The sequence below is a fragment of the Lentilactobacillus fungorum genome (assembly GCF_016860605.1).
Taxonomy (GTDB): domain Bacteria; phylum Bacillota; class Bacilli; order Lactobacillales; family Lactobacillaceae; genus Lentilactobacillus; species Lentilactobacillus fungorum.
Genome location: NZ_BNJR01000016.1, coordinates 101512 through 123728, shown reverse-complemented (window position 1 = coordinate 123728; position 22217 = coordinate 101512). Strand labels below are relative to the sequence as shown.

Genomic DNA, 22217 nt, shown 5'->3' with positions numbered 1-22217 from the left:
ACCGTAATTTCCGGATGGGGCATATTAGTTGCTGATGCTTATCGGGCAGGCTTTAGAACCTAAACCTGTCGATAACGGCGCATTGCCAATAGATTGAGCGCCAAAAAGACGATCATAAACAACAATAGGACTCCCAAACTAGGCGCAATATTAACAAATGTGGCGCCCTTTTCAATCACATTGCTCATCGATTGAGCACCATAATACAATGGCATTATTTTAGCAACCGGCTGTAGCCAATCGGCCATTTGGTTAACCGGAATAATGCCCGAAAAAAAGATCTGGGGAATCACGACAATCGGGATAAACTGAACCATTTGAAATTCCGATGACGCAAAGGTGGAAATTAATAGCCCCAGGGTTAAAGCCACTACCGCCAGCATAATGTTAATCAAAAAGATGTTCCAAATACTCCCTATGATCTGAATATTGAACACGTAAATCGTAAATAAAACAACCAGCATCGTTTGAATTAGAGCAAAAATGCCATAGCCCAACAAATAGCCGACAATCACTTCACTTCGCTTAATCGGCGTCGCCAGCAATCGGTTCAACGTCCCAGTCGTCCGTTCCCGCAACAGTGCGATTCCAGAAATCAGGAAAACAAAGAAAAAGACGACAAAGCCAATGAGGATGGGCAACAGTGTATCAAAATACGTGGAATCTTGGCTGCCATATAAATAGTGGGTTACTAAGTGATAATTTGGTGCTGCTAGTTTCTGTTCACCACGAATTGGCTGGATTGCTTTGCTGGCACCACCCATTTGTCGAGTGACGGCCGCAAGACTTTTTTGCATTTTGTTGAGCGCTGCGGCCTGGGCCTTGATGGTAGTGGCAGCTGCTTTTGACTTTAATTGAATCTGTCCCTTTTGTAAACTTTGCTTGAGAATGGCACTCTTGCTCTGGTCACTATTTTGAAGCGTTAGGGTCAAGTGGTTACCTTTTTGCGTCAGCACTCCAGCATAATCATCGTCACGAATAATTGACTTGGCACTTGTATCAGAAGTTACTTGACGAATCTTAACATGCTTATTATCAATGGCTTTGACCAAAGCTGAGTTAACGTTTCGCACCCCTAAAGTTGCCGTTTGGTTGGTATTGGACTGAAACAAAAAGTACAACAACGACAAAATAAACAGCGGTGCAATAAACATCAATGCTAACGTTCGCTTATCTCGCAGCATTTCAATTAGAATTCGTTTAATCATTGTGAGTAGTCGCATCTTGCTGCCTCCCTGCCTTTAAAAAGACTTCTTCCACGGAACTGACGCCATAATTAGCAATTAACTCGGCTGGTGTCCCCTGCGCGATTGCTTCGCCGTTTCGAATCATCATGACTTCATCGGCTTCTTCTGCGTCCTCCATTACATGCGTGGTTAACAAAATCGTTCGCCCAGCTGCCGCCAATTGATGAAGTTCATGCCAAATCTGTTGGCGCAATTCCGGGTCAATTCCGACCGTTGGTTCATCTAAAATTAAGATTTCCGGATCAGATACCAGCGCGATTGCTAGCGACAACCGCCGTTTCATCCCACCGGAATAATCACTCACCTGTTTTGTAAGGTCTGAAACTAAGTTAACAATCCCGGCCGCATGAGGGATTTGTTCTCGTAATTTTTTTCGTGAAATTCCCTGCATCGCACCGAAAAATAGTAAATTCTCTTGAGCAGTTAAACTGCTATATAGCGCGTCAGTTTGTGCCATAAACCCAATCTTGGCAAGTAACGGTCGATTGGGCATCGGCGTATTTAAAACTGCTACTTGTCCCCTCATTGGTCTTAACATCCCCATAATCGTACTGACCAAGGTGGTCTTTCCTGCACCACTTGGACCGATTAGCGCCAAAATTTCACCGCTGGTTACCGTTAAATTAATATCCTTTAACACAACGGTCCTCCCATAACCCTGTTCGAGATTCGAAACTTGAATTGTATTGGTCATTCTGATCACCTTTTTTCATTTAATAAGTGAGTTCTCACTCATTATCTTAAAAGAAAGCTAGCCATTTTGCAAGCGGTATCTTATAAATGATTAAATTAATTGACTAGCACCGCCATACTGGGAAATACGGCCAATCGATGCGCCCCATTTTAGTTGCATTCATTGCTATCTTTGTTAAACTAGTTGTCAACGCTAAACAGGAGGTCACAATGGATTCAGAAAACACAACAAAGATTGGACTTTTTCAACTGATTATGCTGACACTGGGGTCGTTGATTGGCTCCGGGTGGTTATTTGGTTCTTGGGAAGCCACCAAGATTGCCGGACCAGCCGCCATTATTTCATGGGTCATTGGTGGCGCCGTCATTGCGGCAGTCGCTTATGATTATGTCGAGATTGGTGCCATGTTCCCGGAAGCCGGGGGGATGAGCCGATACGCACAGTACTCTCACGGCCCTTTGCTTGGCTTCATTGCATCTTGGGCGAACTGGATTTCTTTAATTACTTTAATTCCGATTGAAGCAGTCGCGGCTGTTCAATACATGAGTTCTTGGCCTTGGGCATGGGCCAACTGGACACACGTTTTCTTGAAAAACGGCACGATTACGACACTTGGACTATTAGTTGTTTTCATCTTTATCATCCTTTTTACGCTGTTAAACTTCTGGTCAGTGAAACTGTTAACCAGCTTTACCAGTTTAATCTCGATCCTCAAAATTGGGGTACCAGCACTGACAATTATCATGCTGACGGTTTCAGGATTTTCACCTCAAAATTACGGTCACACGCTTCACGAATTTATGCCATATGGAACAGCCCCCATTTTTGCGGCAACGTCTGCGGCCGGAATTATTTTTTCATTTAACGCCTTTCAAACTGTCATTAACATGGGAAGTGAAATCAAGAATTCCCGTCGTAATATTGGCCGGGGAATTTTTATTTCATTACTCATTAGTGGCATTATCTATATTCTGATCCAAAGCACCTATATTACGGCGTTAAAGCCTTCGATGCTGGCTCAATATGGTTGGAGCGGCATTAACTTTAATTCGCCGTTTGCCGACTTGGCCATCATGTTGGGCATTCGCTGGTTATCCGTCTTACTATACATGGATGCCTTTGTATCACCGGTTGGGACTGGTGTCTCTTTCGCTGCCTCAACCGGTCGTGCTTTGTATGCGATGCAAAGCAACCAGCACATTCCCAGCTTTATTGGTAAAGTAAATGAAAAGTATGGCATCCCGCGGGTTGCGATGGTTGTTAATTTACTTTTAAGTATGCTAATGGTTTCGGTATTCAGATCTTGGTCAACTTTAGCGACCGTTATTTCCACTTCAACTTTAATTGCTTACCTCACTGGCCCAGTGACTGCCGTTGCCTTTCGCAAGATGGCGCCCAACTTCAAGCGGCCGGTTAGATTGAAAAATTTGGGCTGGATGGCGCCATTATCATTTGTTTTGGCCTCATTAGCCGTTTATTGGGCAATGTGGCCGACCACCGTTGAAGTCATTTTAGTCATTTTACTTGGCTTACCATTTTACTTTTATTACGAGTACCAAGCCGGCTTTGTGGATACCCGAAAAGCGTTCTTTTCAAGCATGTGGATGATTGTTTATCTGATTTTTATTTCGATCATGTCTTACATCGGCAGTGAACAATTTAAGGGAATCAACTGGATTCACTATCCCTATGATTTTGGAATTATCATTATTGCTTCCCTGGGCTTTTATTATTGGGGAATTAAGACAGCCCGGATTTTCCCCGACTTTTATCAAGCCAAGGAATTAAACGATACTGTCAAAATTGAGGACTAGTCCGCACTCGCTAGCCAGACTGACACCGTGGTAAGCATCAGCGCCTATTTACCAAGAAAGCTAGCTGTTTGGCAACCATCGTCGTTTTTTCTCCAAACATGGGTAGCAGTCTAGGCTACAGCCATAGATATAAGTCAGGCCGGTTCCAGCTCTTTTTATTGTCATGATGGACCACATTTTCGCATAATCATGTATGATTAGAGTATGAACAAACAGTAAGGGATGACTGATAGGATGAAATTCATATCATGGAACGTAAATGGCTTAAGAGCCGTCGTTAAGAAGAACTTTGTACAAACGTTTAACGACTTGGACGCTGATTTCTTTTGTATTCAAGAAACCAAAATGCAAGCCGGCCAGCTCGAATTAGCATTGCCCGGCTACCACCAATATTTCGACTATGCCGAACGTAAAGGTTACTCTGGGACAGCAATTTTTACCAAACGGGTCCCCCTAACCGTTTCCTACGGGATTCAATCGGCTGAATTTGACCATGAAGGCCGGGCAATTACTTTGGAATACCCGCATTTTTACCTGGTTAATAGCTATGTGCCAAACTCGGGAGCCAAACTAAAACGGCTGGACTTTCGGCTGGGTTGGGATGCGGCCTTCCAAGATTATTTGACTCGTCTCAATCAAGACAAGCCGGTCATTCTTTGTGGTGACTTAAATGTGGCTCACCAAGAAATTGATCTTAAGAATCCCCAATCCAATCACCATAATGCTGGCTTCACCGACGAAGAGCGTCAATCATTCAGCCGCTTCTTGCGCATGGGCTTTACCGACACCTTCCGTCATTTTTACCCGGACATGACCAACATTTATTCTTGGTGGAGTTATCGGTTCCACGCCCGCGATCGCAATGCTGGTTGGCGAATCGATTACTTTATTACCGGTAATCAATTGGTTGATAAGCTTAATGATGCTAAGATTTTGACTGACGTGTTTGGTTCAGACCATTGTCCAGTTGAATTAATCACGCCAGAGCTTTAAGCGATTTCTGAACGTAGGCACCATTTAATTCAAAAGTCAGTTAGCTGCTTAAAGGCCTCGTCAACATTACAGTCGGCGGGGCCTTTAAGCAGCTATTTCATTAAATGATTTCTTGAGGCTCATTTATTTTCATAAATCTAAATACTGATTTGTAAACCCAATCTCAGTTGGAATGGGCTTGCCCATCTGCTGTTGATTGAGCCATTCATAAAACTGCTGCCATCGTGTTTGATCAATCGCTCCCCAAAGCGCGTTTGGTAACCGATAATGCTGACTAATCTCAGCTTGGCTGGTTAGCACCAATTTTTCTTGCAGGCGCCGATCAGGAACGTAACGCATCAATATCTGAGCGGCCGCTGTCGGAAATTGTTCGGCAAACGCAAACCCCTTCCGCGTTGCTCGCAAGAACTTGCGGGCAATCTCGCCATGTTCATTCAAAAAGTGGGTGTTAGCCGCCAGAACCGGCGTGTAGTAATCAAATTCCGGGACATAATCTTTTACATAAAAGAAATGGTAGTCTTCATCTTCATCACTTAATTTAGCCATTAGTCCTTCCCAGTGATGGTAAACGAAGATCCCATCATATTTACCAGTCGCCAGATCCTTGACTGGATCAAAAATCATGTCATTAGGGACAATCGTGACCTGATTGAAATCACCGCCATCGGCATTAATCGTGTCGCGGATAATTGCCTGCTCAGTTGGATAGCCAAAAGTTGCGTAAGTTTGACCAGTGAAGTCCTTAGGCCGGTTAATTTTATGATTTGTCAATAGTCCTGATAGGTTGTGATCGCTCAACGCCGCAATTGCAATTAATGGCGTCTGTTGGTCCTTTACAAACATATCAGATAGCGACATTTGTTCGGTGATTGCAAAATCAGCTTTCCCGGAGAGCAGCCAGTCGCGACCATCGCCGTGATCATCTGGCATAAAGACTGACAAGTTCAGACCTTCATCGGCATAATAACCGTTATCAATTGCTGTGTAAAAACCGGTGTGATTGGTGTTAGGAATCCATTCCAAGGCGAGACGAATATTTTTTGTCATGTTAATTCTCCTTTTGTAATACAAGTGAGCGGAGCAAAGCGGTTAGGGATCGGAGTGTAAGGCTCCTCAGACAGAAATTCCCGGGCTTGGAATTTGTGGCTGAGGTGCTTACGCGCAGATCCCTGCTTTGCGCAGCTGTCCCACATCAGTGAGCGGAGCAAAGCGGTTAGAAAGCGGAGCCTAAGTTAACTTGGCCAGAAATCCCGGGCTTGGATTTTTTGTTCGAGGTGCTTGTACGTGTAACTGTCCTAATCAACCGCGTGACTTCTTTGCAGCATCTTTATAATCAGCATGTTAATGACACCGCTAAAAATAAAGGTTGAAACTAATCGAATCAAAAATAGGCCAATCAAAAGCGTTGGCGAATACTTCGAATAACCATAGAAAATCATTTCCCGAATGAACGTCACAACGGTTACAAAAACCACACTAAGGCTTAAGCTCAACCAATTCCAAACTTTATAGCCGGTTACTAGATATCCAAGCTCAGCGCCAGCACCTTGGACGATACCGGCAATAACCGCTGCCGCACCAAATTGGCCGCCAATAAACATTTCGACAATTGATGCCAACGTTTCAACCAGCGTGGCAGAGCCGGGGATTCGAAACAGCAATCCAGCAAGCGGCCCGGCCATTACCCAGATACCCTCTAGAATATCGTTAGCTGCCGGCGCTAATCCAAATGGCGTCAAAGCAGCCGTTAACGCCGTATAAATTGGTCCAATAATCCAATAAATCACCCCAAAAAACAGGGCAATTAACGTCAGCGTGATGATGTTTCTCAACGTAAATTTACGCATAAAAAAAGCCCTCCATGTATTTGGGGGTACCAAGGTCGTGAAATTAATTAGCCATCAATAATTGCAATCAGCATAACCAGCGTAATCCGGCTCTTTGCTGCAATAATTTCCCTGCGCTGGTCCTAACCAGATCAGGTTCAATGAGTATCATCTCAGCCAAAATTGGCACCCCAAATTATTTTATTCTCCTAAATCATACCAGCAAAGAATTAGCTTGTAAATTAGATAGCCGGCGTTTACAAACGCCATTTATCCCTAGCACCTTACTTAAAAAGGCGGCTAAAAACAGGCTTAATAATTGCCTATTTCAGCCGCCACGAACACATCAGTGCCCCTGCCAAGGTACCCTTATCATACGCCAATTTAGCGGTTCAGCCAACTAAATCCCAAATGGTTTTGGCTAAAAAAATAAGCAGAACAATAATAATGATCGGCCTGGCAATTCGGCTGCCGAAGCGCTTATAGTATAGAGCTCCCAAGAAATTACCGACAATACTAAATAAACCGGCGACTAATCCCAGCAACATCAAAACTTTGCTGTTCATTAAGAAAACGACCAGTGCAGTGACGTTGGTCGCCAAGTTAATCATCTTGGTATTGCCAGCAGCTAAGTTAATCGGCAAATGGGCAATCCCAGTCAACGTAATCAATAAGAACGTCCCGGTTCCCGGCCCATAAAAGCCATCGTAAGCCCCTAAGCTGAGGGAGATAGCCAGCGTCATGATAAATTGGGATGATGACACCGATTTTTCAACTAACGGCGACTTCAGGGCGTGTCGATTGAGCAGCAGATACAGCGCGGTTGCCGGTAAAATGATCAATAAGATGAGATGAAACACATGGTTGGCAATATGTAATGCTAGGCGTGCACCAAGTGATGACCCAAAAATTGCGGCGAACACGGAAAATGCCGCCAGCTTAAGGCGAATATAACCACTGCGAGCAAATTCAAGCGTCGAAATCGTCGTCCCCATTGCCGAAGAGAGCTTGTTGGTGCCAACTGCAAAATGCGCTGGAATGCCAGCCATCAAGTACGCCGGCAGTGAAATCAGCCCGCCCCCACCACCAATTGCATCGACAAACCCAGCCAAAAAGACCAGTGGACATACTACTAAAAATTCCGTCAGCAACGCACATCATCTCTTTATCCATAGATAACTTTTATCATAATCCAGAAATGAGTTGGCGTCTACGCAACTCATTTCCAATAACGTTGTCGCCGAAGATTTTTGAATGTTAAATTCATGCTCCACGTCACGCTGAAAAATTTAATGCCCATCTGTTTAGCTTTTTCTTAATTCAAGTTTTAGTCGTCGGGGTTGCCTTTGTTCTCCCCAACTACATGCAAATTGTGAGTCACACGACGGCGATTGTTGCTAGCTTGGTATTATTGCCAGGAGCGTTAATCGGCGCTTGCCTCGCGCCAATTGGCGGTAAAATCTATGATCAGCTCGGTCCTAAAAAGCCCATTTTACTCGGCTTAGTGCTTCAATTACTTTCAGTCGTTCTCCTAGCAATTGTTGCTGACCACGCGACAACTATTTTAATTCTGATTGCTTACACCTTGACAATGCTTGGGATTGGCTTTGCTGCTGGAAATATCATGACCAACGGCAATCAACTATCCAAGCAGCAAAATGCAGATGGCAACGCCTTATTTAACACTCTCCAACAATTTGCCGGCGCGGTCGGGACTTCGATTGTTTCAGTCATTTTCGGTCTGTTTCAAAGAAACGCTGGCAATTACGCAGCCAACACTACTAATGGCGCCCAATTGGCCTTTATTTACTTGATTGGCGTCGTCCTCATCAATTTGATTTCTATTTCTATTGGCCTTCACAAAGGAACGACTAATATAAAATCATAATAGTCGTCTACTTGAATTATCTTGGCTTAGGATCGATGATTAAAATAGTTTTGATTATTCCTAACCAATTGATTAAAATGGTCGATCTTTAGCCGCAATGTCGCGTTCCAGCCCATTGGCTTGACGATCGCGATCGTCATAGACATACCAAAGGCCGCTTAAACTAAAAACAACCATGCCGGCAATAATCAGCTTAATAGAAAAACTTAGGATTAAGTACGCTGTTACCAATAAAGCAATGACCGGGATGGTAAGGCCGCCTGGCAATTTAAATCCTTGAGGTAATTTACTGTGGTGTCGTAGTTTGATCGTTGCCATGATGGTGGGAACGTACTGAACAAATGACGTAAAAACAATGCAGGATGCCAAGAAAAGATAATTCCCCGAAAAGAGCATCAACGCACACACCGCTGACGAAATCAATAAAGCAGCCAGCGGAACGCCTCGCTTATTTTGATGTCCTAGCATTCGCGGTAATAATTGATGTTCGGAGGCCAGTGAAGCGGCAATCGTCGGGGTTGAAAACGAGACTGATAATGCAACTCCCAGAATCGAAACTAACATCCCGGCCAAAGCCAAATCATAGCCTAGGTTCCCGGCAATCTGATAAAAAGCCGTGGCAACCGGCACGTTAGCCGTTGCCAATTTGGTTCCAGCTACTCCAATTGCCGTCAACTGCACGATTAAATATAGTGTCGCCGAGGTTAACAATACACTAACCAGCGCTTTGGGCAGCGTCTTTTCTGGATTCTTCATCTTAGACGCCGCAATTGGTAAGAACGAAAAACCGGTAAACATGTAAAAGACCATCCCAAAACCATCGTTAAATCTACCGAACAATGGCGACTGGTTGGTAAGGCCGCCGCTCACGTCACTAAACTGGGCAGGATGAATGAAAAAAATCCCGAGGGCAACGAATAAAACTAACACGCCAACTTTAGCAATGGTTGAAATGTTATCCACCCAATCCATAAAGTTCGTGCCAGCTAAATTAAGACCAGTCAACCCAACTAGAATGCCAAGCGCCGCTAACAGGTAATCCGTGTGATTATTCAGGCTTGGAAAAACACTTCGCAAACTCGTCACAAACGCAGAAATTTCGGTCGCCATCGTGATAATGCCGAGCAACCAAGTATCAATCCCGATTTCAAAACCGGCAAACCGGCCAAACGCTGTATATGTGTACAGCCACGCACCGCCATCACCTGGAATCCTGCTGGCAAGATTCGCAAAGCATAGTGCAATCATAAGCACTGCAATCCCCGCCAGTGGCATGAGAACCATGCTCAAATCCCCAAGCTTAGCGTAGATCCGACTAGGCATCAGAAAAATCCCCGAGCCGATAATTCCATCAACGCCTAATAGGAAAACGCCGAGAAAATTAAGTTGTTTAGTAGTTGTGTGGCGGGCCATAGAAAGGACTTCTTTCACTCGATGAATTGTAATCGGTTTCATTTATTGGCTTGATTTTAACATGCCGCTTCACTTTGTGGCGCGATTTGGCCTGGCTATTTTAGTAGCAGTTATGTCGCTTACCTGATAGATTATTGAGGTTAATCAAAATTACCATTTCTCACCAGCTACACCACCATGCCCTTCTAAACTTGATCAGGAATCAAAACGGGTTCCCATACTGATTACAATAGTGGATTAGGAAATCAGCAGCAAAAAAAGGAATACCGACTTGGTATCCCCATTTCACAACGATCCGATTATTAATTTTATTCTAGCCACAAACAAACTTGTGATTTACCACAATATAATTAATAATCATTTCTATGCCCCTAAATACATATACATCAGCGAAATCATTCCGTACAGCTTCACGGTAGCTTGTTTCTGTTCAGCTTGCTTATCCTTTTGCAGCTGTTTATAAAGAATCAGATCTTCAGTGGAAGTCGTGGGCATTATCATCACCTCCCCTTAGTTATCATACATCAAATTCAGCTTTAAATACGAAAAAATAAGCAAACGAAAAAAGGAATCCGTTAATTGGACTCCTTTACAGTAGCCTTATTCGAATTCTTTTTTGAGCCTAAATACCTGACTAAAACAACAATGAGGGCAATCGCTGATATGACCGTTGCCAACCAAAAAACGTTATAAAATGCACGAACAAATCGATCCCCGACCGCTGGGCTAATTCGCGTGACCCCTGGCAGCTGGAAGAATAACATTGATGAAGCAAAACTAATGCCGACCGTCATGCCCAGTGTCCGGGCAAACGAGTTCAGTGAACCGGCAATCCCCGACATCTTTTTATCGACCATGCCCATCGTTAACGCGTTATTCGGTGACAGGAAGATCGCCATCCCAATCCCGTTTAAAATGATTGGCGGAATAATTTTCCACATATCAAGTCCCTGGGGAAAAAAGGCATACCCCACTTGGGAGATCATCAAAATTAATAACCCCACCACCGTCATGAGTTCTCGATTAATTCGGTCAGCTAAGACCCCAGCAAATGGCGTTGTCATCAACATTGTAACGGATTGCAGCATAATCACCAACCCGCTGGTAAACGGGCTCATGCCATTATAGCTTTGCAAATAAAATGGCAATAAAATATTAGAAAATGAATTAACCATCATAACCAGCATCAGAGCAAGAATTGATGTCATAAAGCCACGGTTATGAAGCACTTCTGGCGCAATCCACGGTAAATTGGCTTTATCATCTTGGATAAATGAATAAACCGTAATAGCACCTCCAATGGCAAAGAATAACAACCCCATTAGTAATTGGGATCGGCCACTTTGAAAGAACGAACCACTTAAGAAGAAGATAATAATGCCAACTGTAAACAAGTTTTGACCTGTCCAATTGGCCCCTTTGGTCACTTGCCGAATGTGCCCCCATGATTCACGGGGCACGGGCAAAAATTTAAACCCCAACCATAGTACCAAAATGCCCAGTGGAATATTAATCCAATAAATCCAGCGCCAACTAGAAACTGAAATGATAAACCCACCGATTCCGGGTCCAGAAATTGAGCCAACTGAAATAAACATTGAGATCATCGCTAGTGCTTCAGCCCGGCGCTTATCCGGGAAGTATTCGGTCACAATCCCCATTGAATTAGCCATAATCATCGCAGCACCAATTGCTTGAATGACCCGGCCAACTAAGATAATCGCAAAATCAGGCGCAAACCCGGTGATTGCTGAACCGATTAAAAAACCAATCCCGCCAGCCATAAAAACAGCATCTTTGGATAAAATATCACCAATATGGCCAAACATCACCAATAAAATGGCCGTTGTAATCAAGCCGATTTGGACAATCCAAGTTGCCATGCTACTTGAAATATCCATTGAAATCGCAATTTTGGGAATAGCCAAATTAGTACTCGACCCTGACAAAGATGTCAGAAACGAGAACATACCCAATACAAAAATGATTGACAGATTTTTCCCCCTACTTGCATCCATGATACCCCTCCTAACTCTTTACACGTTTATTTATAACACCAAACGGGATAAAAGTTAGTAACGACGCTTATGGCTAAAAAAGTCACTCATGATCGGATTGATTGCCGATACCCAATTTTTCTTTTTGGGGTACAACAACTCGCTTCCAGATGCTTTGTAGAATAATGTAACCAAAAACAACCCCTACTAAGGCACTCATGAAGAAACTTGGGATGAACAGAAAAATCGCCCCAGTAGCGCCCATCAGCCATTTTGCAATTGGATAAGCCACAATTGCCCCAATGATGCCAGTGCCAATCAATTCACCAAAGGCGGCTAAGATCAGCTTCTGCGTTTTTTGGAAAATCCAACCAACGCAAAATGCCCCAATCATGCTGCCGGGAAATGCCAAGATAGTACCGGTTCCCAGCAAATTACGAATCAAAGAAGTGATGAATGCTTGCGTCAGGGCCCACCAAGGCCCAACCAAGACCCCTGAAATCAAGTTAATCAAATGCTGCATTGGGGCTACCTTGGCAACCCCAATTGTAAATTCAAACAAACTACCGCCGACAACCCCAACAGCTGATAGTACTGCTGTTAATACTAACCGATAAGTCGAACTCTTTCTCATTAAGAAAAGCCTCCAATTTGTTGAGATAACAACAGGAGGCCTAGTTGGCTTCTAACATCTTTCCTACGCTGGCGCTAACCAGATCAGGTTCGAAGGGTCCAGAAATCTCTGTCTCAGCCAAATGGCTCCCCTAATGTTATCTATATTTAATTAAAACTGCCTTTTTATTATACACGAAAATTAGTTGGAAATTACTGGTAACAGTTAATTTTGTGTTAGTCAATGATCGTCCCCAATAGCACTTTAAGGTCTTGTGACTATCTATCTTAACGCTTATTTTAACAAAGTACCGTTTTGTTAAAATAGAAAATTTAATGCGATTCTTTAATTTGCAAAAAAGTCATCTTGTCAAACCGGTTTTTGACATTGGACAATCATCAACGCTCATTCGATGTCGTCGAACTAAGTGCCTTCTCCTTAAACGTCGCAATTTCCTGCAGAAATGCCTGTCCATATTTCTCCATCTTATTTTCGCCAACGCCTTTCACATCCAACATTTCAGCAGCCGTTGTTGGCATTACCGCACTCATCTCGTGAAGGGTTTTATCGGAAAAAATAACAAACGGTGGGACGCTTTGATCCTCGGCAAATTGTCGTCGCAGCTTTCGAAGCGCTTCAAACAAATCGTCATTTTCAGGAAGGTTCTTGGTTGCCTTAACCGACGTTTTCCGAGAAACCTTCTGTTGGCCCTTCAAAACGGCTAAGCCAAGTGAGGATACTTTCAAAACCGGGAATTGGCCACCTGTCGCCAGTAAATACCCAGCCGCCGTGAGATAATCAATCAGTCCAACAATTGCCCGTTGCGATTGTCCTTTCATCAGGCCGTACGTAGAAAGTTGATCAAAGTGAAAGCTTCGCACCTTTTGTCCCTGAGAGCCAGTCAAGACTTGGGCGACCAAGCTTTTGCCGAAGCGTTCATGCATCCGGTAAACACACGACAGCACTTTTTGCGTATCAATCGTAATATCTTGCGACTCGCGGGTGTCCAAGCAATTACTGCAACGACCGCATTTGGGTCCTTCTTCGCCAAAATAATTGAGAATAAATTGCTGCAAGCATTGTTCCGTGTTGGCATATTCTGTCATCACCTGTAACTTCTCATATTCCCGGCGCTTACTTTGCTCATCACGTTCCGATTGATCAATAAAGAACCGTTGCGTTTGAACGTCACCAATCTTAAACAATAAAATTGCTTCACTGGGAAGGCCGTCTCGACCAGCCCGGCCAGCCTCTTGATAGTAAGCTTCCAAGCTACCAGGAACTGAGTCATGAATGACAAACCGGACGTTACTCTTATCAATCCCCATGCCGAACGCATTAGTTGCGGCCATCACTAATTTTCGATCATATAAGAAATCGTCTTGGTTTTGCCGTCGCTTTTCCTTTGATAAACCGCCATGATACATCGTGACCGAAAAATGGTGTTTCTCAAGTAAATGAGTTAGCCGCTCCACCTCTTTGCGCGTGCTAGCGTAAATGATTCCTGATTCATTAGCGTTGAGCTTTAAATAGTCCAGCAAATATCGGTCACTATCTTGATCTTTAACGACCTTAAAGGATAAATTATCGCGCTCAAAACCAGTTTTAACCTCTTCGCTCATTCCTAAGCGCTGCTTGATGTCCGCAGCAACTCGCGGGGTAGCCGTCGCCGTTAACGCAACTACCGTCGGCTTTGAAGGTAATTGATTCAAATGATCGGTGAGGGCCAAATAGCTCGGACGAAAATCATGGCCCCACTGTGAAATGCAATGAGCCTCATCAACCGCCACTAAATCAATCGGTAGCTGGGCCAGCTTAAAAAAGGCCCCCGAATCTAGTCGTTCCGGTGAAACATAGAGAAGCTTCACCTCACCGCTTGCGGCTTTTGCGAACCGTTCGTCAATTTCGTCATAATCCAAGCTACTATTAATGAAGGTCGCCGCAATACCATTTTCATTTAGCGCATCAACTTGATCCTTCATTAAGGCAATCAATGGCGAGACTACCAGCGTGACACCGGGTAATAATAAAGCTGGAATCTGGTAACACAAGGACTTTCCGCCACCGGTCGGCATGATTGTCAACACATTTCGATGAGCCAAAATATCGTTAATGACGGTTTCTTGTCCCGGCCGAAAGCTGTCGTAGCCAAATTTTGTTTTTAGAAGTTGTTGAGGGGTCATGCTTGAATCTACCTTTCTAAATACTCGCTATATCAATTAGATACGGTAAAGTTTACCAAATTTATTCAACTAAAGCGATCCGTATTTCAAATATGAATGCCATTACATCATAATTGTTAACTAATCGCTTTAAATCATAACTAAATAGCAATCATTAATTTTGACCAAGGCAACTAAGTGATTATATACTAAATGAAAATCATCCCAGAAGCTTCGAATTCGATCCTTTTTGAGATGATTTTGCTTTAACATCATCAAGCCTAAATTAAGGTGGTCGATTTTATTCAGTATAATGATCGTCCCTTGGTGTCTCGGCGAAAGTTTTACCAATTGATCGCTTCAATTATAAAGGAGTATAAAGGAGGTTTTCAATGCCATGGACTGAAACCAATTATCCCGAATCGCTCAAGAATCTCAAAAAAGTCGTTCGAAATAAAGCAATCGCCATTGCTAATGCCTTAAAAGATGAAGGCGCTTCTGATCAAAAAGCGATTGCCATTGCAACTGATAAGGCCAAGCAATGGTATAAGGATCGCCATCCTAAGGGCAAAGATAACCCGTTTAAGAAGAAACGGTAGCTACGCAAAGCAGACGTCGCTATCCACTTTACTTACGACAAGGAGGAAACCCAATGACATCTGACAACTCAAAGAAGGCTTTGAATAACCAAGAAGACCAAAAGCAAGTTCAAGAAGAACCTCGCCACAAACCAGAATCAATTGACGTTCCTAACCAAGAAGCAACGGATGACGATCAAGAAAAGTCACCGGCTTGGAATGATGAGTCACCTGATACGGAATTTAATGACCCACGAAAATCGGAAACTTAATTTGATCTGGTCATGATAATCTCCCACTTCTAAACAATTATTACCACATTGATACTGATAAACGCCAATCATTCTGTATAATTTTCAGAAAATTGGCGTTTTAAGATTGCCTAATTAATTTTACGGTAGGCCTTCATGAATTAATTCAACTGCTGAAACTGCTGCTGATCGGCAAGTGGGAACTCCGTTGGCTTTGGCCGATTCATCAACTCTTCAGTCAACGTCACTTGGTACATCGTTTGATCATGATATGGCTGCATGTAGTAAGTCAGGTTTTGGGTATCCATATAGCCCCGGTATTGCGTATAATCTTCGCTGCCATCTTGCTTAATTTTAACACCTTTGGGAATTTCAACGGCGTTTAGCACGTGGCTTAATTCCGTGACGGTTTGGTCAGTTGATGTTTGATCCGTATATTCTCGCATATACACTGTTCGGACGAACCGTGAAACGGACGTATAATCGCCTGGCATCCCAAGCGCACCACTACCGGGGCCAAACGAAGATACCTGATAGCCATCAAAACTTCTAGCCGGATGTGGGGTTGGCTGAAGTTCGGTGTAGTTACTTAGATTCTTCAAATGCCAACCAAAGTCTGGACTATTCGTCATCACGCCTACTGGATTCTTCATATAGTGAACCCCATCGGCCATCACTTCCAACACGTAGCTGTCACCACTTCTATCGGTAATAATCCAATGAAGCGGCACGGGTCCGTTTATCCCTAGCCCCTTGACCGATACAGCAACAATATTCAGTTGCTCAACCAGCCTTGCTAAAGAACCACAACTCTCTGCATTCCCTAAAATCCAATTAAGGACTTCATGAGGGGCAATGTTAACTTTACCGGCTTGAGGTTTGTCAGCAAACTTTGCTTCATCGCTGAAATAAAGGGCAGCGGCGCTCACCCCTTTTTCATTTACGCCGTCGACTAATATGTAGTTACCAAGCGCTCGACCAGCCCCCACAAAACCATACTTCATTGAATACTCAAAACCGTCCACATCACTTGGAACCGTTTGATGACGGGGCATCACAACGGGACGCCCCTTTAATTCAAACCCAAAATCCATCGTCCGGGCTAAGAAATTGTCGCCAGTTTCTGATAAAAATGTGACACTTGTACACATTGTTGACCACTCCTTTGATACATAGTGTACAAGTCCCAAGACAATTTGCCAATAAACCAATGTCATGCCGTACTTGAGAGATAACTAGATTCAGGCAGGAAGCGCCACGCTTAAAAGAAGCACCATTCTTGCCTGAATTTAAAAAGCCTCGCACTGTACTTCAAAACAGTTCCCGCTTCAGCCGAATATCATCGGCCGCCGTAATCTGGCGAATTACCCGACAAGGATTGCCTACTGCCAACGAATTCGCTGGAATGTCGCGTGTGACAACACTACCAGCTCCGATAACCGAACCATTACCAATGGTCACGCCGCCAATCACGGTTACGTTGCTGGCAAGCCAACAATTGCTTTCGATCGTAATCGCCTTCGCATACTCTTTGCCGGGCAACGTTGGGTCGGGAACAAAATTACGATCCTGATACCGCAGTGGGTGCATCGGGGTTACCAACGTGACATTGGGGCCAAACAAAACATCGTGCCCAATCGTGACCGGCCCGCTATCAAGAATTGTAATATTGGTATTGCCGTAAAAACGTTCACCAATCGTTGTGTGGTCGCCATAATCAAAAAAGATCGGTCCTTGAAAATAAATACGGCCAGTCGTATGTGGCAACAATTGTTTCAGTAACGCATGGCGCTTATCATCCTCATCATCAAACGTATCATTATATTGCTTGCACAGCCGGTGGGCTAATCGCTGACGATCTAATAATTCCGGGTCGCGAGGATTGGTAAGCTTTCCAGCTAGCATTCGTTGTCGCTCATTCATGTGCTGCCTCCATAGTAAAATTAGGACTAATGTTTTGGTTAACTGACTTAGTCCAAGTTACGTGCGTTTTTATTACGTTAGTTATTAATGTTTATTCAACCAAGATTCACTGGCAGCGATCAAGAAACCCTGCTTCATTTATAAGTAACCTTCACGAATTGCTTATTGGCGGTCATGTAGCCGCCCGCCACCTGCAAGCGTTTCGTCCCTGACTGGCTCAGTGATGTTGGGTGGCTGTACGTATAGCCGGTCACTTTTATTCGGCTACCCTTTTTGAATGAACCGTTCCGCTTAGTCAAATTAGCGTCCTGATACCGGTTAATCGGCCGTTTAACGACAACTTGTTTAGGCATCTTTTGGCGCCCCATCTGGACCAGCTTACGGTTGCCAGTGATGTAATTGCCGTCAGCTAGTCGATAGCGCGTGGTTAAACGATGCTTAACAATTCCCTTAACCTTGAGAACTTGTCCTTGCTTGAAATGCTTCACTTTGCGGGTTAGATTCTGGTCCTGGTAGGCATTAATGCCCTTTGGATTAATGACCGTCAGCCGTGAATGGCTTGTCTGATAATAAACTGGGCGAACGTATTTAGCGTTAGCGGTAATCAAGCCGGTCATTCCCGCGCTTGAACTGTCATGGTTCACGTCACGAACTTGGTAACGCAGCCGACCAGCTTTTGAATACTGTACGCCATCGATGACAAACATCGGCCGAAAGACTCTTGGCTTTTTAACGTAGCCAACCTTTCGCTCAGACTTTTTAAAATCAGCATTTTGATATAAGTAAATCTTTTTTAACGCATACACCGCCGTTTTGGTTGCCGCAGCACCTTGAGTCGTCGTTTCCCCAAGTTGAGCTGGCGTCAACGGTATTTGCGGTTGACTTGAGACGGTTGGCTGGGTTCCTGATTCAGTAGTCGTCATCTCACCAGTTGGGTTTTCCGGGATGGCGTTTTTAGTATAAATCAATCTGAACGTTTGCGCTTGATCGCTAATCGTACCGACCGCTGCTGGTTCATATCCCTTAAACGTATAGCCCGCAATTGCGAGTTTGTATTGACTGGTTGACAAATCAAACGCTTGTCCCAGCGAGCCGGTAATCGTTTGCGGCGCATGAATTTGATTACCTTGCTCATCTACATAATTGACAGTCACCGATTTGGCTACCCGCGGTGTGATTGTGTACGGCAGAAAGTACGTCAATACTGGGAACGGATTACTTTCATTGTTGCCCAAGAAATAACGGTACTGACCAATCATATAATAGGTATCTGGATTACGGACAACCGTGGCCGATGACCCCCAGGGATCAGTCGTGTCCATACTGGGCTGAATTTGCGGCGCCAAGCCACTGTAGTCGATATCATCACCATTTATAGTCGCTTTGCCCGGAGGAACGTTTTTGCCAAAGATACCATTGCGAAATACCTGAATATGCTGGTAAGGCGAGCTTGCTTCCACGGGAAACCCACTGGCAGTCGTGCCCGTGCCAATCCATTTTGGATCATAGGGTTGGTACGGCTTGATATTAGTAGTTTCAGTATTTTGTGGCAGTGCGTTTTTGAACGGTGCTTGCCAAGTGTATGAATTGTCTGGCAAATCCACGGCCGGTAACACGACCACTTGATTCAAATAATTAAAGCCATTGGTATATTGCTTAGCGTTCAAGACATTCAGGTTTGTAATGCAATTTTCGTTAATGTATAAAGTTGTCACGTTTGGCAACTCCGCGATTGGCGAAATATCCGAAATTCGATTGCCGACTAAGTCGATGTAAGTGAGCTTCGTTAGGTTTTTGAGCGGTGAAAGGTCAGTAATATCGTTGTGATAAAATCGATGACCATAGCCATAATTGACGCTGATGCTTAGCTTGGTTAAGTTAGTGGCGTATTCGATTCCCCTTAGCGAATAGTTGCCGGGATTGATTGGTCCCAAGGTGCCATTACCGCCGTCAACCGGTTCAGTGGCGTCGCTGTCTGCTTTTGTCCCAATCGGCCACTGGAGTGCTTTCAATTGCGCCAGATCCGCTTTAAAACTCTCAAGCGTAAAATCACTCAGTTGAAAAGCATTCGAGACAATCCCCTCACGCTTTAAATTTAGCAATACCAACAATTGTAATTTCTGATTAGGCATTATCTCGTTGATTGCCTGCTGGTCAGCGGCCGTGTTCGCTCGGGCAATGATTGCCACCGGATAACGCGTATCAATACCAGCTACTGCCATCGAAAAAAGCGGCAGCATGCTTGCCAGTAGACCAACAATTAACTTTTTGTTACTAACCATCACGATGACCCCCCCATCCATATCTTCAATTTAATATTATCATAGAAAAGTTATGGGTTGGTGTTGGAACCCTCTTATTAACTAATGAACCTCCCCTCGAGAAATTGATTGCTGATTTTCATTGTTTTTGATATACTTAAAATTAATAATTTGGCGATGACGTTCGCCTAATACTCGCATAACGAATGAGTTGATGACGTCTACCTCTATTCAATCTGGGGTAGGCGTCTTTTCTATTGGGCTTAGGCCATCGAATAAGCGTTACAGTCAATTGGCTAAGCTTGGAAGTGCATGTTTGCCAAGACTGATACGGCAATTTCTAAGTCCTCGGAGCCACACACTTTATACAAAAAGGAGTCATTTGATGCATTTAAATTGGAATAAACTTAGCCAAGTGACTGCCGTTTTTAGCGGCGGCATGCTTGGTGGCGGACTGCGTTATGAAGTTGGTAATTGGTTAAATGTGAATACCTTGACCAGCACGACGTTAGCTAACGTTATCGGCTGCTTTTGTTTAACTTTCACAATTTATGGTTTGGACTTGGTGATCGACCTGCCCGAGTGGTTGATTTTGGGATTTGGAACCGGCGTAGTAGGCGCCTTCACAACTTTTTCAACGTTTGCACTCTTATTCATGCAACAGGTTTTCCAACATCCCACTCAAACTTGGTTGTTTTTACTTCTTAACCTGGTTGGCGGCTTCATAACCGCGCTAATTGGTTACCTGGCCGCCCGACTCATGGATCGAGGTAAAGGCATATGGTAATCTTAGAAGTTGCATTAGGAGCTGGCGTCGGCGCGGTCATGCGTTATTTAATGACCATGATTGGCAAACATTATTGGCCCAAGCTGCCCTTTGCTACCATGATCATTAACGTTATCGGCTCCTTATTTGCCGGTTTCTTAGCAGGCACCCAGGTTAGCGGCAACTGGTCATTATTTTGGTTAACTGGTGTTTGTGGTGGCTTTACCACATTTTCAACCTTTACGACTGATACCTTCGTTTTGCTGAGAAATAAGCGTTGGCGATTAGCGATTATTTATTACCTGGGAACTATTGGCTTAGGACTATCAGCGATTGTCATTGGGCTTTATTTAGGAAGCCTAGCGGGTTAGCTCTTAATTTAGCTAATCGAAAAAGGCCAACCGTTAATTGTGGTTGACCCTCTGTCATAGAAATTGTTTAATTAATCGGCAATTAAGCAGCCTAGCGTTATCTCGCAGCCTATTTCGTAGTTGATGAAGCAGCTGAACTTACGCTAGAACTTGCTGTGGTTGTTGAATCGGTACTTGTCTGGTTAGCTGAATCTTGGCTTCCCGAAGACAAGTTATTGCTAAGATACTTCTTCGTAAAGGCAGTATTGTTTGTAAAGGCGCTATCCACGTGTAATTTATTAAAAGCGTCATAATTATCCGTATACCCATCTAACGTATAAACATCCGTCAAGAAACCATGACTGTGCGCCAGATTAATGACAGCTGGAGATACTTTAGCGACATTAAACGATAAGAACGTAATGTAATTTGGGGCTAAGTTAATTTGAGATTCATAAGAGGTGTCATCCGTACCAGGAACCAGCCAGAGCAGCGGAATATTAGCGTCACCATCTAAGCTATGAATCTTCTTGAGGCCAAACAGATCCACATCTTGGATAATGACATTGTCTTCCATATGATACTGACGCAGCTTGTCACTCAAAGCTTGTTCAGTATTCGTTGACCAGTCGTTTGTATCCTTCTTCGTTTCAATAATGTAATGAATATTGCGGCCGTAATGCTGAAAAACTTCATCCAAAGTATGTAACTTTTCACCATTTAACAGCTTAACTTGGTCCAATTGGCTGCTGGTCGAATCACTAATATTAATCGAATCGCCGGTTGTTCTCTCCAAATTATCGTCGTGAGAGACATAGAGCTGGCCATCTTTGCTTAACCAAACATCTTGTTCGATAAATTTCGTGCCGTCTTTAATTGCTTCATCGTAGCCATCAAAGCTGTGCTCCGGGCTGGTTGACGGACTGCCACGGTGCGAAAAAATGAGCGGATTGTTTTGGTTAGTTTGTTTTAGAATATCGGCAACTGATGGTAAATTAGTCTTTGCAGTTTGGGTTGCCGTAGCAGTGCCATCGGCGAACGCCGGCTGATAACTCACGAACCCCATTACTAATAACGAAGTTGAAACCATCAACCAGTATGATAACCGATGAAAGATCCTAAAACCCAACCTTTTCTTCAACATGAATCTACCTCCTAATGTAGTCAAGTGATATAAGAACGCATCAATGCTTTCTTATTCACCAATAAGGCTACTGCACGGATGTAAAGTTGGTGTTGAAAATTCGTAAAAATAGTGAAAATATTTTGGGAGCAGGTTGAAAACATAAGAAAGAATTGAATCAATATTGTAACTATTATATGCGGAGGTTGATTGCAATCGAAAGTATATGCGGAGGTTGATTGCAATCGAAAGCTGCTTGCATTATTAAGAAAGAGATTTATCCTTGATTGATAGATTAATTATTAAGAATTATCTTAG

The 22217-nt window shown here is 43.7% G+C and carries 21 protein-coding genes and 3 riboswitches; of the genes, 7 read left to right on the top strand and 14 right to left on the bottom strand.

Features of this window, described 5'->3' with window-relative positions; all coding sequences use genetic code 11:
* Positions 1–59 precede the first annotated feature (59 nt).
* Both YK48G_RS09490 and YK48G_RS09485 read right to left on the bottom strand, forming a co-directional pair.
* Positions 60–1223 (bottom strand): ABC transporter permease, encoded by a 1164-nt coding sequence (locus tag YK48G_RS09490; RefSeq protein ID WP_203630482.1) that lies wholly within the window; start codon positions 1221–1223, stop codon positions 60–62.
* A complete protein-coding gene (locus YK48G_RS09485) occupies positions 1201–1947 on the bottom strand; it encodes an ABC transporter ATP-binding protein (protein ID WP_373300212.1) in 747 nt (248 codons plus the stop codon). The genes YK48G_RS09490 and YK48G_RS09485 overlap by 23 nt, the downstream gene beginning before the upstream one ends.
* A 203-nt stretch (positions 1948–2150) precedes the next feature.
* Here YK48G_RS09485 and YK48G_RS09480 point away from each other — a divergent pair, with 203 nt between their 5' ends.
* On the top strand, positions 2151–3755 hold the full coding sequence (locus YK48G_RS09480; protein ID WP_203630480.1) for an APC family permease: 1605 nt from the start codon (positions 2151–2153) through the stop codon (positions 3753–3755).
* Positions 3756–3989: 234 nt separating this feature from the next.
* The gene (locus tag YK48G_RS09475; protein ID WP_203630479.1) at positions 3990–4748 is read left to right on the top strand and encodes an exodeoxyribonuclease III; all 759 of its coding nucleotides are present in this window, start codon (positions 3990–3992) and stop codon (positions 4746–4748) included.
* 129 nt (positions 4749–4877) lie between these two features.
* Here the strand turns inward: YK48G_RS09475 and YK48G_RS09470 are convergent, their stop codons facing one another.
* The 3 genes from YK48G_RS09470 to YK48G_RS09460 all read right to left on the bottom strand — a co-directional run bounded on the left by YK48G_RS09470 (position 4878) and on the right by YK48G_RS09460 (position 7725).
* The gene (locus tag YK48G_RS09470; RefSeq protein ID WP_203630478.1) at positions 4878–5795 is read right to left on the bottom strand and encodes an ABC transporter substrate-binding protein; all 918 of its coding nucleotides are present in this window, start codon (positions 5793–5795) and stop codon (positions 4878–4880) included.
* A 248-nt stretch (positions 5796–6043) separates the two neighbouring features.
* Positions 6044–6595: an ECF transporter S component gene (locus tag YK48G_RS09465; RefSeq protein WP_203630477.1), complete on the bottom strand. Its 552-nt coding sequence runs from the start codon at positions 6593–6595 to the stop codon at positions 6044–6046.
* 91 nt (positions 6596–6686) lie between these two features.
* A riboswitch (TPP riboswitch) is annotated at positions 6687–6778 on the bottom strand.
* A gap of 188 nt (positions 6779–6966) precedes the next feature.
* Positions 6967–7725, bottom strand: a complete 759-nt coding sequence (locus YK48G_RS09460; RefSeq protein ID WP_203630476.1) for a sulfite exporter TauE/SafE family protein — start codon at positions 7723–7725, stop codon at positions 6967–6969.
* A 110-nt stretch (positions 7726–7835) separates the two neighbouring features.
* On the opposite strand from YK48G_RS09460, the gene YK48G_RS09455 reads away from it, so the two are divergent.
* Positions 7836–8462, top strand: coding sequence for an MFS transporter (locus YK48G_RS09455; protein WP_203630719.1), 627 nt, complete (start codon positions 7836–7838; stop codon positions 8460–8462).
* Between the two features lie 72 nt (positions 8463–8534).
* On the opposite strand, the gene YK48G_RS09450 is transcribed toward YK48G_RS09455, so the two are convergent.
* The 5 genes from YK48G_RS09450 to recQ form a co-directional block, all read right to left on the bottom strand.
* Complete coding sequence (locus YK48G_RS09450) at positions 8535–9875, bottom strand: APC family permease (RefSeq protein ID WP_203630718.1); 1341 nt, start codon at positions 9873–9875, stop codon at positions 8535–8537.
* A 363-nt stretch (positions 9876–10238) separates the two neighbouring features.
* Complete coding sequence (locus YK48G_RS13625) at positions 10239–10370, bottom strand: hypothetical protein (protein ID WP_284692033.1); 132 nt, start codon at positions 10368–10370, stop codon at positions 10239–10241.
* Positions 10371–10450: 80 nt separating this feature from the next.
* Positions 10451–11893: an MFS transporter gene (locus YK48G_RS09445; RefSeq protein ID WP_203630475.1), complete on the bottom strand. Its 1443-nt coding sequence runs from the start codon at positions 11891–11893 to the stop codon at positions 10451–10453.
* Between the two features lie 82 nt (positions 11894–11975).
* Positions 11976–12506, bottom strand: coding sequence for an energy coupling factor transporter S component ThiW (thiW, locus tag YK48G_RS09440; RefSeq protein ID WP_203630474.1), 531 nt, complete (start codon positions 12504–12506; stop codon positions 11976–11978).
* Positions 12507–12548: 42 nt separating this feature from the next.
* Positions 12549–12648: riboswitch (TPP riboswitch) on the bottom strand.
* Positions 12649–12883: 235 nt separating this feature from the next.
* Positions 12884–14668 carry a DNA helicase RecQ gene (gene recQ / locus YK48G_RS09435; RefSeq protein WP_203630473.1) on the bottom strand — a complete coding sequence of 595 codons (1785 nt, stop codon included), beginning with the start codon at positions 14666–14668 and terminating at the stop codon, positions 12884–12886.
* Positions 14669–15039: 371 nt separating this feature from the next.
* Between recQ and YK48G_RS09430 the strand changes: the two genes are divergently transcribed.
* Together YK48G_RS09430 and YK48G_RS09425 are read left to right on the top strand one after the other, a co-directional pair.
* Positions 15040–15246: a DUF2188 domain-containing protein gene (locus YK48G_RS09430; RefSeq protein ID WP_203630472.1), complete on the top strand. Its 207-nt coding sequence runs from the start codon at positions 15040–15042 to the stop codon at positions 15244–15246.
* A 53-nt stretch (positions 15247–15299) separates the two neighbouring features.
* Positions 15300–15497 carry a hypothetical protein gene (locus tag YK48G_RS09425; RefSeq protein ID WP_203630471.1) on the top strand — a complete coding sequence of 66 codons (198 nt, stop codon included), beginning with the start codon at positions 15300–15302 and terminating at the stop codon, positions 15495–15497.
* A 140-nt stretch (positions 15498–15637) separates the two neighbouring features.
* Here YK48G_RS09425 and YK48G_RS09420 read toward each other — a convergent pair whose 3' ends face one another.
* The 3 genes from YK48G_RS09420 to YK48G_RS09410 form a co-directional block, all read right to left on the bottom strand.
* On the bottom strand, positions 15638–16627 hold the full coding sequence (locus YK48G_RS09420; RefSeq protein WP_203630470.1) for a choloylglycine hydrolase family protein: 990 nt from the start codon (positions 16625–16627) through the stop codon (positions 15638–15640).
* 160 nt (positions 16628–16787) lie between these two features.
* Positions 16788–17399 (bottom strand): sugar O-acetyltransferase, encoded by a 612-nt coding sequence (locus YK48G_RS09415; protein ID WP_203630469.1) that lies wholly within the window; start codon positions 17397–17399, stop codon positions 16788–16790.
* Positions 17400–17533: 134 nt separating this feature from the next.
* Positions 17534–19681, bottom strand: a complete 2148-nt coding sequence (locus YK48G_RS09410) for a DUF5776 domain-containing protein (RefSeq protein ID WP_203630468.1) — start codon at positions 19679–19681, stop codon at positions 17534–17536.
* Between the two features lie 143 nt (positions 19682–19824).
* Positions 19825–19891, top strand: a riboswitch (Fluoride riboswitch).
* Between the two features lie 154 nt (positions 19892–20045).
* Between YK48G_RS09410 and YK48G_RS09405 the strand changes: the two genes are divergently transcribed.
* Together YK48G_RS09405 and crcB are read left to right on the top strand one after the other, a co-directional pair.
* A complete protein-coding gene (locus YK48G_RS09405; RefSeq protein ID WP_203630467.1) occupies positions 20046–20447 on the top strand; it encodes a fluoride efflux transporter FluC in 402 nt (133 codons plus the stop codon).
* On the top strand, positions 20441–20797 hold the full coding sequence (gene crcB / locus YK48G_RS09400) for a fluoride efflux transporter CrcB (protein ID WP_203630466.1): 357 nt from the start codon (positions 20441–20443) through the stop codon (positions 20795–20797). Before YK48G_RS09405 ends, crcB begins: the two co-directional genes overlap by 7 nt.
* Positions 20798–20906: 109 nt before the next feature.
* On the opposite strand, the gene YK48G_RS09395 is transcribed toward crcB, so the two are convergent.
* Positions 20907–21920 carry a glycerophosphodiester phosphodiesterase gene (locus tag YK48G_RS09395; RefSeq protein WP_203630465.1) on the bottom strand — a complete coding sequence of 338 codons (1014 nt, stop codon included), beginning with the start codon at positions 21918–21920 and terminating at the stop codon, positions 20907–20909.
* Between the last annotated feature and the right edge of the window lie 297 nt (positions 21921–22217).

Coding starts and splice junctions, on each gene's coding strand:
- YK48G_RS09490 (WP_203630482.1), bottom strand. CDS start 1,223: ATGCGACTACTCACAATGATTAAACGAATTCTAATTGAAATGCTGCGA.
- YK48G_RS09480 (WP_203630480.1), top strand. CDS start 2,151: ATGGATTCAGAAAACACAACAAAGATTGGACTTTTTCAACTGATTATG.
- YK48G_RS09475 (WP_203630479.1), top strand. CDS start 3,990: ATGAAATTCATATCATGGAACGTAAATGGCTTAAGAGCCGTCGTTAAG.
- YK48G_RS09470 (WP_203630478.1), bottom strand. CDS start 5,795: ATGACAAAAAATATTCGTCTCGCCTTGGAATGGATTCCTAACACCAAT.
- YK48G_RS09465 (WP_203630477.1), bottom strand. CDS start 6,595: ATGCGTAAATTTACGTTGAGAAACATCATCACGCTGACGTTAATTGCC.
- YK48G_RS09450 (WP_203630718.1), bottom strand. CDS start 9,875: ATGGCCCGCCACACAACTACTAAACAACTTAATTTTCTCGGCGTTTTC.
- YK48G_RS13625 (WP_284692033.1), bottom strand. CDS start 10,370: ATGCCCACGACTTCCACTGAAGATCTGATTCTTTATAAACAGCTGCAA.
- YK48G_RS09445 (WP_203630475.1), bottom strand. CDS start 11,893: ATGGATGCAAGTAGGGGGAAAAATCTGTCAATCATTTTTGTATTGGGT.
- thiW (WP_203630474.1), bottom strand. CDS start 12,506: ATGAGAAAGAGTTCGACTTATCGGTTAGTATTAACAGCAGTACTATCA.
- recQ (WP_203630473.1), bottom strand. CDS start 14,668: ATGACCCCTCAACAACTTCTAAAAACAAAATTTGGCTACGACAGCTTT.
- YK48G_RS09430 (WP_203630472.1), top strand. CDS start 15,040: ATGCCATGGACTGAAACCAATTATCCCGAATCGCTCAAGAATCTCAAA.
- YK48G_RS09425 (WP_203630471.1), top strand. CDS start 15,300: ATGACATCTGACAACTCAAAGAAGGCTTTGAATAACCAAGAAGACCAA.
- YK48G_RS09420 (WP_203630470.1), bottom strand. CDS start 16,627: ATGTGTACAAGTGTCACATTTTTATCAGAAACTGGCGACAATTTCTTA.
- YK48G_RS09415 (WP_203630469.1), bottom strand. CDS start 17,399: ATGAATGAGCGACAACGAATGCTAGCTGGAAAGCTTACCAATCCTCGC.
- YK48G_RS09410 (WP_203630468.1), bottom strand. CDS start 19,681: ATGGTTAGTAACAAAAAGTTAATTGTTGGTCTACTGGCAAGCATGCTG.
- YK48G_RS09405 (WP_203630467.1), top strand. CDS start 20,046: ATGCATTTAAATTGGAATAAACTTAGCCAAGTGACTGCCGTTTTTAGC.
- crcB (WP_203630466.1), top strand. CDS start 20,441: ATGGTAATCTTAGAAGTTGCATTAGGAGCTGGCGTCGGCGCGGTCATG.
- YK48G_RS09395 (WP_203630465.1), bottom strand. CDS start 21,920: ATGTTGAAGAAAAGGTTGGGTTTTAGGATCTTTCATCGGTTATCATAC.